The sequence below is a fragment of the Streptomyces sp. NPDC056169 genome (genome assembly GCF_042268445.1).
GTDB lineage: Bacteria > Actinomycetota > Actinomycetes > Streptomycetales > Streptomycetaceae > Streptomyces.
This window is the reverse complement of sequence record NZ_JBHJUO010000031.1, coordinates 1-13755: the sequence shown is the minus strand read 5'-3', so window position 1 is coordinate 13755 and position 13755 is coordinate 1. Positions and strand designations below refer to the sequence as shown.

Below are 13755 nucleotides of genomic sequence, written 5' to 3'. Positions count from 1 at the left end.
GGCGACGGGGGCCTCGGCCACCGGCGCCTCGGCGGTCACCGGCGAACCGGTGGCCTTGCGGACCGCACGGCGACGGCGCGGGGCGGGAACCTCGGCCGCGACCTCGGTCGTGACCTCGGCCGTGACCTCGACGGTCTCGACCACGGGCGCGGCGACGGCCTCGACGACCTGCTCCGCGACGGCCTTCTTGGCCGTACGGCGGCGCGGGGCCTTCTTCGGCTCCGCCGGGGCCTCGACAGGGGCCTCGACGACCGGGGCGGCGGGCGCCTCGGCGACCGGAGCGTTCCGCAGGGCGGCCGCGGCGGTCTCGACCGTCTGGAAGGAGACGGTGTCCTCGACCGGACGCAGCACGCGGGGACGGCGACGGCGCGGTGCCGGGGCGGCCTCCTGGGCCACGGGGGCCGGGGCGAAGGGCGCGGCCGTCACGGCCTCCGGACGGGCGACACGGGCACGGCGACGGGGAGCCTTCGGCTCCTCGGCGACGGGCGCCGCGGCGGCCTGGAAGACCGGGGCGGTCTTGACGACCGGCGCGGCCTGGACAGCCGGAGCCGTCCGCACGACCGGAGCGGACTCCACGACCGGGGCCGCCTGGGCGACCGGCGCGGCGCCGGCGCCGCCCGGACGGGTACGGCGACGGCGACGCGGGGTGCGCGGGCCGGACTCGGCCGGGGCGTCCTCGGTCACCGCGGCGGCCGGAGCGGCCGACACGGCGGCGGCCGGAGCCGTCGACGCCGGGGCGTCACCGAACTCGCTGCCGCCACGGGTACGCCGGCGCTGACGCGGGGTCCGCGTACGGTCCGGACGCTCCTCGGCCTGCTCGGTCCGCTCGGTCCGCTCGGCGGTCTTCGGGCCGCGGCCACGGCGTCCGCCGGGCTCGCCCAGGTCCTCGAGCTCCTCCGCGCCGAGACCCGCACGGGTCCGCTCGGTGCGGGGCAGGATGCCCTTGGTGCCCGCCGGGATGTCCAGCTCCTCGTAGAGGTGCGGGGACGACGAGTACGTCTCGACCGGGTCGTGGAAGTCCAGCTCCAGCGCCTTGTTGATGAGCTGCCAGCGCGGGATGTCGTCCCAGTCGACCAGCGTCACGGCCGTGCCCTTCGCCCCCGCGCGGCCGGTGCGGCCCACGCGGTGGAGGAAGGTCTTCTCGTCTTCCGGCGACTGGTAGTTGATGACGTGGGTGACACCCTCGACGTCGATGCCGCGCGCGGCGACGTCGGTGCAGACGAGGACGTCGACCTTGCCGTTGCGGAAGGCGCGCAGCGCCTGCTCGCGGGCGCCCTGGCCGAGGTCGCCGTGGACCGCGCCGGACGCGAAGCCGCGCCGCTCCAGCTGCTCGGCGATGTCGGCCGCCGTGCGCTTCGTACGGCAGAAGATCATCGCGAGCCCGCGGCCGTTGGCCTGGAGGATGCGGGAGACCATCTCCGGCTTGTCCATGTTGTGCGCGCGGTAGACGTGCTGCTTGATGTTGGCGACGGTCACGCCCTCGCCGTCGGGCGAGGTGGCCCGGATGTGCGTGGGCTGCGACATGTAGCGGCGGGCCAGGCTGATGACCGCGCCCGGCATGGTCGCCGAGAACAGCATGGTCTGACGCTTGGCCGGAAGCATGTTCATGATCTTCTCGACGTCGGGCAGGAAGCCCAGGTCGAGCATCTCGTCGGCCTCGTCGAGGACGAGGACCTTGACGTGCGACAGGTCGAGCTTGCGCTGGCCGGCCAGGTCGAGCAGTCGGCCGGGGGTGCCGACGATGACGTCGACGCCCTTCTTGAGGGCCTCGACCTGGGGCTCGTACGCACGGCCGCCGTAGATGGCGAGCACGCGGACGTTGCGCACCTTGCCGGCGGTGAGGAGGTCGTTGGTGACCTGCTGGCACAGCTCGCGGGTGGGGACGACTACGAGCGCCTGGGGGGCGTCGGTCAGCTGCTCGGGCTTCGCCCGGCCGGCCTCGACGTCCGCGGGAACGGTCACGCGCTCCAGGATGGGAAGGCCGAAACCGAGGGTCTTGCCCGTGCCGGTCTTGGCCTGGCCGATGACGTCGGTGCCGGTGAGGGCGACCGGAAGGGTCATCTCCTGGATGGGGAAGGGGGTGACGATGCCGACGGCCTCAAGGGCTTCGGCCGTCTCGGGGAGGATTCCGAGTTCTCGGAAAGTCGTAGTCAGGGTGCTGCCTCTTCTGTGGACGCGGTACGAGGCGAACGATGGGGGTCGTACCGTGCCGGGACACCGGCCGGATCGGGAAGATCACAGCCGGGTGGCACGGGACCACTGCCGTCGCTCGAGCGTCGTACCGCTGAGGTGACCCTTCCGCGGGGTCCGCCGGAAGGGCTGTCGGGCCGGAGCCGATCGGGCCACCGACCGGGCATCCTCATTCATGAGTCGGCCCACCGGATACGTCCGAACGTGCAAAAGCATGTCCGCATACTCAGCAGGCGCTTTATCACTGTACCCCGGAATCGCGCATGTGTGTTGGGAGAAAACGTGATGAGGGCACGGTCACACTGACTGACCAGGGCCTTCCCGGCGGCGGGAGCGGGCTATTGTGCGCTCCATGGAGACGCCTGACAACGCCACACCGACCGGGATCGCCGCCGAGGACTGGGCCACGGCATCCGCCGAGCCGCAGTACCGCGCCGCCGTGATCGACCTCCTCGGCGCGCTGGCCTACGGAGAGCTGGCGGCCTTCGAGCGGCTCGCCGAGGACGCCAAGCTGGCGCCGACCCTCGCCGACAAGGCGGAGCTGGCGAAGATGGCCTCGGCCGAGTTCCACCACTTCGAGCAGCTGCGGGACCGGCTCGCCGCCGTGGACGCCGAGCCGACCGCCGCGATGGAGCCCTTCGCCAAGGCGCTCGACGACTTCCACCGCCAGACCGCGCCGTCGGACTGGCTGGAGGGTCTGGTCAAGGCGTACGTCGGCGACTCGATCGCCAGTGACTTCTACCGGGAGGTCGCGGCCCGGCTCGACTCCGACACCCGCGGGCTCGTCCTGTCGGTGCTCGACGACACCGGCCACGGCAACTTCGCCGTGGAGAAGGTCCGTGCGGCGATCGACGCCGACCCGCGCGTCGGCGGCCGGCTCGCGCTCTGGGCGCGCCGTCTGATGGGCGAGGCGCTCTCGCAGGCCCAGCGCGTGGTCGCCGAGCGCGACGCGCTGTCGACGATGCTGGTCGGCGGTGTCGCGGACGGTTTCGACCTCGCCGAGGTCGGCCGGATGTTCTCCCGGATCACCGAGGCGCACACCAAGCGGATGGCCGCACTCGGCCTGGCCGCTTAGGAACTTGGCGGTTCCTGGTCGTTCCAGGGGCGTGCGGCGCTGTTCACGCCGCCGCTGATCGTCGCAGTCGGCGCGAGGCCGGGCGGATCAGCAGGGAGAGCAGCACCGCCGCGACCGCCACGGCACCGATCAGGGTGGCGAGGGGATGCCCGGGGCCCAGCGCTCCGTGCGTGACGAGCGAGCCGAAGACGCCGCCCACCGCGCCGGTCATGAGGACGGTCCCCCGGGAGGGGAGGCGGTCGGCCAGCCGGTGCACGGCGACCCAGGCCAGGGCGAAGCCGAGCAGGGCGGAACCGAGGGCTTCCAGGAACACGGCGGATCACCTCGCGGGTGCTGCGGGGCGGGTGGTGCGGTCGTAGCCCTTCTACCCCCGGCGCCCGGACGGCAATCCTCCCCGTACCCCCTGACGTGGCCATACGGCCCGATGCCGGGGCGGACGACGGACAGACGAAAGGCCCGGCGGACCGTGACGGTCCGCCGGGCCTTTCCCGTAGATCCGGGACTCAGAGGGCGCCGAAGCCCACCCGACGCACGGCGGGCTCGCCGAGCTCCACGTACGCGATCTTCTCGGCCGGGATGAGGATCTTGCGGCCCTTCTCGTCCGACAGGCTGAGCAGCTGCGCCTTGCCGGCGAGTGCGTCGGCCACCGCGCGCTCCACCTCCTCGGCGGACTGCCCGCTCTCCAGAACGATCTCCCGGGGTGCGTGCTGCACGCCGATCTTGACCTCCACGGCTATGTCCCTCCGAACGGTCAGCGTTGCGCGAATTCCCGCGCCGTACGCTGCACACATTAGCCCGGTGAGGGGACGTGCACGGCTCAGCCGCAGCACGCCAGGAGCGAACAGCCCGCGGGAATGCCCCGGGCAGGGGCTCAGTGGCCCTCGGCGCTCAGCTGGCCGTCGACCGGGTGCAGCGGGAAGCCGGCGATGCCGCGCCAGGCGAGCGAGGTCAGCAGACCCACCGCCTTCTCGCGGGGGATCGCGGACTCGCTGGACAGCCAGTAGCGGGCCACGACCTGGGAGACGCCGCCGAGCCCCACGGCGAGCAGCATCGACTCGTCCTTGGAGAGACCGGTGTCCTCGGCGATGACGTCGGAGATCGCCTCGGCGCACTGCAGGCTGACGCGGTCCACGCGCTCGCGCACGGCCGGCTCGTTGGTCAGGTCGGACTCGAAGACCAGCCGGAAGGCGCCGCCCTCGTCCTCGACGTACGCGAAGTAGGCGTCCATCGTCGCCGCGACCCGGAGCTTGTTGTCCGTGGTGGAGGCCAGGGCCGTGCGCACCGACTGCAGGAGGGACTCGCAGTGCTGGTCGAGCAGGGCCAGGTACAGCTCCAGCTTTCCGGGGAAGTGCTGGTAGAGCACCGGCTTGCTGACGCCCGCCCGCTCGGCGATGTCGTCCATCGCGGCCGAGTGGTACCCCTGGGCGACGAAGACCTCCTGGGCCGCGCCGAGCAGCTGGTTCCGTCGGGCACGTCGCGGCAGGCGCGTGCCCCGAGGGCGTGCTGCCTCTGTCTGCTCGATGGCGCTCACGCGGCCTCCCAAGATTCGATCCATGCGCGCTGTCGCGCCGCGCCGCCATCGTACTTTTGGGTAACCCGGCTGTGCGCGGTGCGAACGCAGAATTTCACGGACCGGACGCCCTGGTCGACAGTCGATTCAAGATTAAACCGAACAAATCAGCGATAGTCGTCCTCGTCGAGGGCGACGACACGCGCCTGATCGGACGCGTCGGCCTCGTTCGCCGACTCGTGCTCGATATGCGTGGGGTGCTCGTCCTCGCGCTGCTGGACTTCGGTGTGCTGCTCGGCCGCGTCGGCCTCGGGGATTTCCTGGTCGAGCACGACGACCTCTTCCTCGGCGAATGTGTCCGGCTCGGTCGGATCGACAGTCATGCGGTTCCTTCCGGCGCGCGGGGTCCGCGGTCCGCTCCGATGGCCCTCTCTTCGAGCGTAGGAGCACACGCGCCCCGCCGCACACGCACTTGTGACGGCACCCACACGCGCCGCCGCGTGATCGTCTCGTAATATTGCGGCCATGTCCTCGACCGAGCTGCCGGAAACCCGGACCGCCGCCGCCCCGCAGGCGTCGCGGATCCGCACCGTACGGGTCGCCGACGGCGAGGAGCTCCGCTCCGTCGCCCTGCCCGGACTCACCCTTACCGTGCGCGCCCGCCCCGGCATCCGCACCGGTCTGCCGCCCGCGCTGTACGTCCACGGCCTCGGCGGCTCCTCGCAGAACTGGTCGGCGCTCATGCCGCTGCTCGCGGACCTGGTCGACGGCGAGGCCGTCGACCTGCCCGGCTTCGGCGACTCCCCGCCGCCCGACGACGGCAACTACTCGGTCACCGGGCACGCCCGCGCGGTCATCCGGCTCCTGGACGCCGGCGGGCGGGGACCGGTCCACCTCTTCGGCAATTCGCTGGGCGGCGCCGTCGCCACCCGCGTCGCCGCCGTCCGGCCCGACCTGGTCCGCACCCTCACCCTGATCTCCCCGGCCCTGCCCGAGCTGCGGGCCCAGCGCAGCGCCCTGCCCACCGCGCTGCTCGCGGTGCCCGGCGTCGCCTCGCTGTTCGCGAAGATCTCCCGGGACTGGACGCCGGAGCAGCGGGTCCGCGGGGTCCTCTCCCTCTGTTACGGCGATCCCGGCCGGGTCTCCGACGAGGGCCTCCGGCACGCCGTCGAGGAGATGGAGCGGCGCCTGGAGCTCCCCTACTTCTGGGACGCCATGGCCCGCTCCTCGCGCGGCATCGTCGACGCGTACACGCTCGGCGGGCAGCACGGGCTGTGGCGGCAGGCCGAGCGCGTGCTCGCCCCGACGCTCCTCGTCTACGGCGGGCGCGATCAGCTCGTCGCGTACCGGATGGCCCGGAAGGCGGCCGCCGCCTTCCGAGGCTCGCGCCTGCTGACCCTGCCGGAGGCGGGGCACGTGGCGATGATGGAGTACCCCGAGACGGTCGCCCAGGCCGCGCGGGAACTGATCGCCGAAGACGGCGGGAGCTGATCCGGGGCGTGGGACGACATAGTCGCAAGGGCTCCGTGCCCTCGGTGCCCGACACCGAACAGCAGCGCGCGGCGGCCGGACGGACGACCCGGACGACGGGGACGGCCGCGCCGGCCGCGGCCGGACCGCCGCGTACGGTGACGGGGCAGACCGGGGGAGCGACCGGGCAGGCCCCGGGGGCGACCGGGCAGGCCCCCTCGGGGACGGGGCGCCGCCGCAGGGCGCCGGGCGGCGGCGAGAGCGTCGCCGATACGCCGGGATACGGAACCCCGCAGTACGGAACCCCGCAGTACGGAACCCCGCAGTACGGGACGCCGCAGGCACCCCAGCGCGGGACACCCCCGTACGGGTCGGCGCCGTACGGAACGCAGACGTACGGGGGCGGGTCCTACGACACCCCCGCGCACGGGACCCCGGGAACCCCGGCGTACGGCATCCCCGCCTACGGGACCAGTCCCGTACGGGGCGGGCATCCGCAGCACGACGAGGGCGGCGGTCCGCGTCCTCCCGAGGGGTACGGCCGCCGGCGCGGCTCGCACCGGGCCGCCGCGCCCGGGCAGGACACGTTCGGACCGGACGCGTTCGGGCCGGATGCGTTCGAGTCGGACGCGTTCGGGCCCGACGCACCCGAGCAGCAGGACGCGGCCGGATCCGAGCGGGGCGCGTTCATCCCCGGGCCCCGGCGTGGGAGCCCGACCGACCCGGAGGCTCCGGCCGACGGATCGGGCGGCCGGGTCCTCAAGGGCCGCACCCTGACCGGTATCGCGGCCGCCGCCGTCACCACCGTCCTCGCCGTCGTCGTCGCCGGGCAGGTCGCCGACCGGGGGGACGCGCCGACCACCACCCGCGCCGCCGACGGGCAGGCGGACCGGGCCTCGGGCGACACCTCCGCCTCCCGCTCCGACGACCGGATCACCCCGTCGCGCCCGGCGACCGCCGCGCCCGCGGCCCCCTCGGCGTCCGCCTCGGCCCCGGCGCCGACGTACGAGCAGTTGATGACCCGCCAGTTCCCGATCGACCCGAAGCTGAAGGGCTCCGGCGAGTTCGAGGCCGTGCCGGGCTTCCAGAAGGCACCCGGCAAGGGGCGGCTCGTCCGCTACCGGATCGACGTCGAGAAGGGCATCGGGCTCGACCCCGCGCTCTTCGCCTCGGCCGTGCACAAGACGCTCAACGACGAGCGCAGCTGGGCCGGTCAAGGGGCGATGACCTTCGAGCGGATCTCCACCGGGGAACCCCAGTTCGTCATCACGCTCGCGAGCCCCGGCACCACCGGGGAGTGGTGCCGGAAGTCGGGGCTCGACACGACGGTCGACAACGTGTCCTGCGATTCCGCCAATACCGAGCGCGTGATGATCAATGCGTTCCGCTGGGCGCAGGGCTCTCAGACCTTCGGACCCAAAGCCATGTACGCCTATCGCCAGATGCTCATCAATCACGAGGTCGGACACCGGCTCGGGCACGGTCATGTGAGCTGCAGCACGCCCGGTGCGCTCGCCCCCGTGATGCAGCAGCAGACGAAGTCGCTGCGGATCGACGGAATCGCCTGCCGTCCCAACCCCTGGGTGTATCCCGGAAGTTGATGTTCCGCCTCTTCCGATGATGATCACATGGTGAGACGCGCGTCTCGGGAAACCCTCCCTGCGCGTTGACATCGCTCGTGCGTTCGTTCATATTTCTCGGCATGTCGCACCGTCACGTCGCCTTCGATCGCGCCGCCATTGAGCTGGCGCTCATCGGCGTGACCGGACACGCCGTGGCCGACATTCTCTGTAGCTGACGCCAGCCCGAGCGCTCGTCGGCCTTTCCGTCTTCGCGTACTGCCGACGCCTTTCCGCGCCCGGGTATTTCCCTCCCGCAGGCGCGGCTTTTCCCTGTGCTGTTCCGGTTCTCCGTCCCTTTCTCCGGACGTCGCCGCTCGCCGCTGCCTGCGCGGAATTCCCTTTTCCCCGCCCGCAGTTCTTCGAGAGGTCTTCTCCGATGCGTCAATCGTCCGTCATTTCGCGCCGCGTGGCAGCGGCCGCCGTCAGCATCGTCCTGGCCTCGGGCACCGCCGCCTGCGCGGGACCCGAGGACACCGGCGCCACGGGAGGCGCCGCCGGCAAGGCGGCCGCCGGCACCCCGCAGAAGGGCGGCACGCTCACCGTCCTCAACAGCGAGGCGCAGACCGACTTCGACCCCGCCCGCCTCTACACCTCCGGCGGCGGCAACGTCCCCTCCCTCGTCTTCCGTACGCTCACCACCCGCAACCGCGAGGCGGGCGCCGCCGGCAGCAAGGTCGTCCCCGACCTCGCCACCGACATCGGCCGCCCCAACAAGGACGCCACCGAGTGGACGTACACCCTCAAGGAGGGGCTGAAGTTCGAGGACGGCACGCCCATCACCAGCGCCGACGTCAAGTACGGCATCGAGCGCTCCTTCGCCGCCGAACTCTCCGGCGGCGCCCCCTACCTGCGTGACTGGCTCGTCGGCGGCGACACCTATCAGGGCCCCTACAAGGACAAGAAGGGCCTCGCGTCCGTCGTCACGCCCGACGACCGGACCATCGTCTTCAAGCTGAAGAAGCCCGAGGGCGAGTTCCCCTTCGTCGCCACGCAGACGCAGTTCACCCCGGTCCCGAAGGCCAAGGACCAGGGCGCGAAGTACGAGGAGCACCCCGTCTCCTCCGGCCCGTACAAGGTCGTCAAGAACGAGAACGACGGCGAGCGCCTCGTCCTGGAGCGCAACGAGCACTGGGACCCGAAGACCGACGAGGAGCGCAAGGCCTACCCGGACCGCATCGACGTCAGGTCCGGGCTCGACGAGGCCGTCATCAACCAGCGCCTCGCCACCTCCTCCGGAGCCGACTCCGCCGCCGTCACCACCGACACCAACCTCGGCCCGGCCGAACTCGCCCAGGTCGGCTCCGACAAGGCGCTCGCCGCCCGCGTCGGCACCGGACACTTCGGCTTCACCAACTACCTCGCCTTCAACCCGAAGGTGAAGCCCTTCGACAACCCCAAGGTCCGGCAGGCGATCTCGTACGCGGTCAACCGCACCAGCGTCGTCAACGCCGCCGGCGGCTCCGCGCTCGCCGAGCCCGCCACCACCTTCCTGCCCGAGCAGAAGTCCTTCGGCTTCACGCCGTACGACCACTTCCCGGCCGGGAAGACCGGCGACCCGGCCAAGGCCAAGCAGCTCCTGAAGGAGGCCGGGTTCCCGAACGGGCTCAGCGTCACCCTGCTGCACTCCACCGCCCAGAACCGCGCCACCAGCCCCGAGATCGCCACCGCCGTGCAGGAGGCCCTCGGCAAGGCCGGCATCACCGTGAAGCTCGACGGCCAGGAGCCCAACTCCTTCAACGAGAAGCGCTGGAGCGTCAAGGACGCGCCCGGTCTCTTCCTCTCCCGCTGGGGCGCCGACTGGCCGGCCGGCGGCCCGTTCCTCGCGCCGATCTTCGACGGCCGCCAGATCGTCGCCAACGGCTCCAACTACAACCACGCGCAGCTGAACGACCCGGCGGTCAACAAGGAGATCGACGAGATCAACAAGCTGACCGACCTCCAGGCCGCCGCCGCCCGCTGGGGCGCCCTCGACAAGAAGATCGGCGAGCAGGCGCTCGACGTGCCCCTCTTCCACCCGGTCTACAAGCGGCTCGTCGGCAAGGACATCAAGAACGTCGTCATCAGCGACTGGACCGGCGTCCTCGACATCTCGCAGGTCGCGGTCAAGTGACCGCACTGACCGGCACACCGCTCGCCGACCCGTCGGCGCCCGTGGCGGGCACCCCCGCCACGGGCGCCGCCCGGCAGGCCTGGCGGCGGCTCCGCACCCGCCCCGCCGCCCTCGTCTCCGCCGGGGTCCTCCTCCTGCTCGTCCTCCTCGCCGTCGCCGCGCCGCTGCTCGCCGCCCTGGAAGGGCAGGACGCGTACGCGTACCACGACGACCTCGTCGACTCGGCCCGCGGCGGCGTCCCGTACGGCTCCTTCGGCGGGGCGAGCGCCGACCACTGGCTCGGCGTCGAACCCGGCACCGGCCGCGACCTCTTCGTCCGCCTCCTGTACGGCGCCCGGATCTCGCTCCTCGTCGCCGTCGGCGCCACCGCCGTCCAGGTCGCCCTCGGCGTCGTCATCGGCCTCGCCGCCGGGCTCGGCAGCCGCTGGGTCGACGGCCTCCTCGGCCGGATCACCGACGTGCTCGTCGCCCTGCCCATGCTGGTCCTCGCCATCGCGCTGACCGCCGTCGTCCCCCGGGACTTCCCCCGCCCGCTGCTGCTGATCCTCGTCATCGGCCTGCTCGGCTGGGCGGGCACCTCCCGGATCGTGCGCGCCCAGACCCTCACCCTCAAGAGCCTCGACTTCGTCGCCGCCTCCCGCCTCGCGGGCTCCGGACGGTGGCGGACGGCCCGCCGCGAACTGCTGCCCGCGCTCGCCGCGCCCGTCATCACCTTCGCCGCGATCCTCGTCCCCACCAACATGGTCGTCGAGGCCTCCCTGTCCTTCCTCGGCGTGGGCGTCACCCCGCCCACCCCGTCCTGGGGGCAGATGCTGTCGACCGCGCAGACCTGGTTCCGCGCCGATCCCGCGTACGTCCTGCTGCCCGCCGGACTGCTCTTCGTCACCGTGCTCGCCTTCACCGTCCTCGGCGACGCGGTCCGCACGGCCCTCGACCCGCGCGAGGCGAGCCGGCTGCGCGTGGGCACCCGTAAGGAGAACTCCCGATGACCCGCTACGTCCTCAAGCGGCTCGCGGGTGCCGCGCTCGTCCTCCTGGCGCTCTCGGTCCTCGTGTACGCCCTCTTCTACGTGGCGCCCGGCGACCCCGCCCGGCTCGCCTGCGGGGAGCGCTGCAACCCCCAGCAGATCGCCCAGGTGCGCGAGCGGCTCGGCCTCGGCCAAGGCGTGGTCACGCAGTACCTGCACTTCCTCCAGGGGGTGTTCGTCGGCCGCGACTACTCCACCGGCACCTCCGTCACCCACTGCGACGCGCCCTGCCTCGGACTCTCGTACCAGAACGACCAGCAGGTCACCCGGCTCATCCTGGAGCGCCTCCCGGCCACCGCCTCGCTCGCCCTCGGCGCGCTCGTCGTCTGGCTCGTCGTCGGCGTCGGCACCGGACTGCTCTCGGCGCTGCGCCGGGGCGGCGCCACCGAACGCGTCCTGACCGTGCTCACCCTCGCCGCGACCGGCACGCCCGTCTTCATCCTCGGGCTGCTGCTCCTCATGGTCGTCTGCGCCTACCTCCAGTGGCTGCCCTTCCCGAGCTACGTCCCCCTCGGCGAGGACCCCGAGCAGTGGGCGTGGAACATGCTGCTGCCCTGGCTGACCCTCGGCTTCTTCGAATCCGCCAAATACGCGCGGCTCACGAGGAGTTCGACCCTGGAGACGCTCGCCGAGGACCACATCCGCACCTTCCGCGCCTACGGCGTGGGGGAGCGGGCCGTCGTCACCCGTCACGCCCTGCGCGGCGCCGTCCCGCCGGTCATCGCGGTCAGCGCCGTCGACCTCGGCTACATGTTCGGCGGGGCGGTCCTCACCGAGTCCCTCTTCGGCATCCCCGGACTCGGCAAGACCCTCCTCGACGGGGTGCGCTCGATCGACCTGCCGGTCGTGGTGGGCGTGGTCATGGTGATGGGCGTCGCCGTCGTCCTCGCCGGCGTCGTCGCCGACCTCCTGTACGCCGCCGCCGACCGAAGGGTGGTCCTGACGTGACCTCGCTCAACGAAGCCCCCCTGGTGGAAGTCCGGGACCTCACCGTCGAGTTCGACCGCGCCGGCGACCCCGTACGGGCCGTGGACGGGCTCTCCCTCACCCTCGGCGAAGGCCGCGCCCTGGCCCTAGTCGGCGAGTCCGGCAGCGGCAAGTCCACCGTCGCGAGCGCCCTCCTCGGCCTCCACCGGGGGACGGGCGCGCGGGTCACCGGCTCCGTACGGGTCGGCGGCATCGACGTCGCCACCGCCGGCCCGGCCGAGCTGCGGAGACTGCGCGGCGGGGTCGCCGCCATGGTCTTCCAGGACCCGCTGTCCGCCCTCGACCCCTACTACGCCGTCGGCGACCAGATCGCCGAGGTGTACCGGATCCACGCCGGGGGCTCCCGCCGGGACGCCCGCGCCCGCGCCGTCGAGGTCCTCGACCGGGTCGGCATCCCCGACGCGGCCCGCCGCTCCCGCTCCCGCCCGCACGAGTTCAGCGGCGGCATGCGCCAGCGCACCCTCCTCGCGATGGCCCTCGCCTGCGAACCCCGGCTCCTCGTCGCCGACGAGCCGACCACCGCCCTCGACGTCACCGTCCAGGCCCAGATCCTCGACCTGCTGCACGAACTCCGGCGCGAGACCGGAACGGCGCTGCTGCTCGTCACCCATGACGTGGGCGTCGCCGCCGAGAGCGTCGACGAAGTGCTCGTCATGCGCGGCGGCCGTGAGATCGAACGCGGGCCCGTCGACGGGGTGTTGGGCGCCCCCGTGGAGCCGTACACGCGCAGGCTGCTCACCGCCGTGCCCCGGCTCGACGGGCCGGTGCGGCCCGCCGCCGCGCCCGCCGGCGAGCCGCTCATCGAAGCGGTCGACCTGCGGCGGGAGTTCGGGCGCGGCAAGCGCGCGGTGACCGCCGTCGACGGCGTCTCCCTCACCGTCCACGCGGGCGAAACCCTGGGCGTCGTCGGGGAGTCCGGCAGCGGCAAGACCACCCTCGGCCGCATGCTGGTGCGGCTCCTCGATCCGACAGGCGGCCGGCTCCGTTACGGGGGTAAGGAGATCGGCGGCCTGTCGGAACGGGAGCTGCGCCCGTACCGCCGCGAGCTCCAGATGGTCTTCCAGGACCCCGTCGCCTCCCTCAACCCGCGCCGCTCCGTCGGCGAGTCGATCGCCGACCCGCTGCGCGCGGCGGGGGAGCGCGACGAGACCCGGATCCGCGGCCGGGTGCGGGAGCTGCTCGACCGGGTGGGCCTCGAACCCGACCGGTACGAGGCCTACCCGCACGAGTTCAGCGGCGGCCAGCGCCAGCGCGTCGGCATCGCCCGCGCGCTCGCCGCCGAGCCCCGGGTCGTCGTCTGCGACGAACCCGTCTCCGCGCTCGACGTCACCACCCAGGCCCAGGTGACCGCGCTGCTCGCCGAACTCCAGGCCGAACTCGGCCTCGGGCTCGTCTTCATCGCCCACGACCTCGCCGTCGTCCGGCAGGTCAGCGACCGCGTCGCCGTCATGCGCGGCGGCCGGATCGTCGAGCAGGGCACGGTCGAGGAGGTGTACGGCGCACCCCAGGACCCGTACACGCGGAGCCTCCTCGCCGCCGTTCCGTCCCTCGACCCGGCCCACGCGGCCGAACGCCGGGGACGCCGCAAGGAACTGGCCGCTGCCTGACACTCCGTAACCCTCCCGACGCGTACCGCGACAGAACGCGACCGGGGTGGGAAAGTTACGTGCATTCACCCCTTCCGGTGGTGGGGGGGGGCGCGCGGCGGGGGCGCCCCCGCCCGAACGCGGGGGGGTGTGCAGCCGGCGGGGGGGGGGCCCCCGC

Annotated in this window: 13 protein-coding genes; 8 read left to right on the top strand and 5 right to left on the bottom strand. The window is 72.8% G+C overall.

The window, feature by feature from the left end:
- The coding region (locus tag ACFC0G_RS36765) for a DEAD/DEAH box helicase (RefSeq protein WP_376412550.1) at nucleotides 1-2061 on the bottom strand (2061 nt) is incomplete at its 3' end.
- Between the two features lie 481 nt (nucleotides 2062-2542).
- On the opposite strand from ACFC0G_RS36765, the gene ACFC0G_RS36760 reads away from it, so the two are divergent.
- Entirely contained in the window at nucleotides 2543-3265 is a 723-nt protein-coding gene (locus tag ACFC0G_RS36760) for a ferritin-like fold-containing protein (protein WP_317598878.1), read from the top strand.
- Nucleotides 3266-3308: 43 nt separating this feature from the next.
- On the opposite strand, the gene ACFC0G_RS36755 is transcribed toward ACFC0G_RS36760, so the two are convergent.
- The 4 genes from ACFC0G_RS36755 to ACFC0G_RS36740 form a co-directional block, all read right to left on the bottom strand.
- Nucleotides 3309-3578 carry a hypothetical protein gene (locus ACFC0G_RS36755; protein WP_376412546.1) on the bottom strand — a complete coding sequence of 90 codons (270 nt, stop codon included), beginning with the start codon at nucleotides 3576-3578 and terminating at the stop codon, nucleotides 3309-3311.
- Between the two features lie 190 nt (nucleotides 3579-3768).
- Nucleotides 3769-3996 carry a DUF3107 domain-containing protein gene (locus tag ACFC0G_RS36750; RefSeq protein WP_030207540.1) on the bottom strand — a complete coding sequence of 76 codons (228 nt, stop codon included), beginning with the start codon at nucleotides 3994-3996 and terminating at the stop codon, nucleotides 3769-3771.
- A gap of 140 nt (nucleotides 3997-4136) precedes the next feature.
- The gene (locus ACFC0G_RS36745) at nucleotides 4137-4796 is read right to left on the bottom strand and encodes a TetR/AcrR family transcriptional regulator (RefSeq protein ID WP_376412543.1); all 660 of its coding nucleotides are present in this window, start codon (nucleotides 4794-4796) and stop codon (nucleotides 4137-4139) included.
- A 146-nt stretch (nucleotides 4797-4942) separates the two neighbouring features.
- Entirely contained in the window at nucleotides 4943-5158 is a 216-nt protein-coding gene (locus tag ACFC0G_RS36740; RefSeq protein WP_024759554.1) for a hypothetical protein, read from the bottom strand.
- Nucleotides 5159-5300: 142 nt separating this feature from the next.
- Between ACFC0G_RS36740 and ACFC0G_RS36735 the strand changes: the two genes are divergently transcribed.
- The 7 genes from ACFC0G_RS36735 to ACFC0G_RS36705 all read left to right on the top strand — a co-directional run bounded on the left by ACFC0G_RS36735 (nucleotide 5301) and on the right by ACFC0G_RS36705 (nucleotide 13598).
- Nucleotides 5301-6266, top strand: coding sequence for an alpha/beta fold hydrolase (locus ACFC0G_RS36735; RefSeq protein WP_376412540.1), 966 nt, complete (start codon nucleotides 5301-5303; stop codon nucleotides 6264-6266).
- Between the two features lie 8 nt (nucleotides 6267-6274).
- Nucleotides 6275-7846 carry a DUF3152 domain-containing protein gene (locus tag ACFC0G_RS36730; RefSeq protein ID WP_376412537.1) on the top strand — a complete coding sequence of 524 codons (1572 nt, stop codon included), beginning with the start codon at nucleotides 6275-6277 and terminating at the stop codon, nucleotides 7844-7846.
- A 101-nt stretch (nucleotides 7847-7947) separates the two neighbouring features.
- Nucleotides 7948-8043 carry an Ms4533A family Cys-rich leader peptide gene (locus ACFC0G_RS36725; protein WP_312846791.1) on the top strand — a complete coding sequence of 32 codons (96 nt, stop codon included), beginning with the start codon at nucleotides 7948-7950 and terminating at the stop codon, nucleotides 8041-8043.
- A 200-nt stretch (nucleotides 8044-8243) separates the two neighbouring features.
- On the top strand, nucleotides 8244-9977 hold the full coding sequence (locus tag ACFC0G_RS36720) for an ABC transporter substrate-binding protein (RefSeq protein ID WP_376412532.1): 1734 nt from the start codon (nucleotides 8244-8246) through the stop codon (nucleotides 9975-9977).
- Between the two features lie 41 nt (nucleotides 9978-10018).
- Nucleotides 10019-10966, top strand: a complete 948-nt coding sequence (locus tag ACFC0G_RS36715) for an ABC transporter permease (RefSeq protein WP_376412677.1) — start codon at nucleotides 10019-10021, stop codon at nucleotides 10964-10966.
- Nucleotides 10963-11952: an ABC transporter permease gene (locus ACFC0G_RS36710; protein WP_376412529.1), complete on the top strand. Its 990-nt coding sequence runs from the start codon at nucleotides 10963-10965 to the stop codon at nucleotides 11950-11952. The genes ACFC0G_RS36715 and ACFC0G_RS36710 overlap by 4 nt, the downstream gene beginning before the upstream one ends.
- Complete coding sequence (locus tag ACFC0G_RS36705; RefSeq protein WP_376412526.1) at nucleotides 11949-13598, top strand: dipeptide ABC transporter ATP-binding protein; 1650 nt, start codon at nucleotides 11949-11951, stop codon at nucleotides 13596-13598. Before ACFC0G_RS36710 ends, ACFC0G_RS36705 begins: the two co-directional genes overlap by 4 nt.
- The last annotated feature ends 157 nt before the right edge of the window (nucleotides 13599-13755 follow it).

What these genes read in the sequence shown, in the direction of transcription:
- ACFC0G_RS36760 (WP_317598878.1), top strand. Translation starts at nt 2,543, where the DNA reads ATGGAGACGCCTGACAACGCCACACCGACCGGGATCGCCGCCGAGGAC.
- ACFC0G_RS36740 (WP_024759554.1), bottom strand. Translation starts at nt 5,158, where the DNA reads ATGACTGTCGATCCGACCGAGCCGGACACATTCGCCGAGGAAGAGGTC.
- ACFC0G_RS36735 (WP_376412540.1), top strand. Translation starts at nt 5,301, where the DNA reads ATGTCCTCGACCGAGCTGCCGGAAACCCGGACCGCCGCCGCCCCGCAG.
- ACFC0G_RS36725 (WP_312846791.1), top strand. Translation starts at nt 7,948, where the DNA reads ATGTCGCACCGTCACGTCGCCTTCGATCGCGCCGCCATTGAGCTGGCG.
- ACFC0G_RS36720 (WP_376412532.1), top strand. Translation starts at nt 8,244, where the DNA reads ATGCGTCAATCGTCCGTCATTTCGCGCCGCGTGGCAGCGGCCGCCGTC.
- ACFC0G_RS36710 (WP_376412529.1), top strand. Translation starts at nt 10,963, where the DNA reads ATGACCCGCTACGTCCTCAAGCGGCTCGCGGGTGCCGCGCTCGTCCTC.